At 68.5% G+C, this 251-nt stretch carries 1 protein-coding gene; it reads right to left on the minus strand.

The window, feature by feature from the left end:
- A partial coding sequence (locus C1J00_RS44395) for a DDE-type integrase/transposase/recombinase (RefSeq protein ID WP_146046453.1) occupies window positions 1-251 on the minus strand: 251 nt, incomplete at both ends.

The following is a 251-nucleotide window of genomic DNA, read 5'->3' on the forward strand; positions in this document are numbered from 1 at the left end:
CAAGGTCTCTCTCTTGAGTGTCGCGTTGAACGACTCGGCGGCGGCGTTGTCCGCGCTGGACCCGACGGCGCTCATGCTCTGCCGGACCCCTGCTGACCTGCACGCTTCGGCGAATGCCCGACTCGTGTATTGCGAGCCGTGGTCGGTGTGCATCACTGCCCCGGCCAGGCTCCCGCGGGTCCGCCCGGCGGCGGCCAGGGCGTCGATGACGAGCTCGGTTCGCATGTGATCGGCGATAGCCCATCCAGCCA

It is taken from the genome of Streptomyces cahuitamycinicus (genome assembly GCF_002891435.1).
Taxonomy (GTDB): domain Bacteria; phylum Actinomycetota; class Actinomycetes; order Streptomycetales; family Streptomycetaceae; genus Streptomyces; species Streptomyces cahuitamycinicus.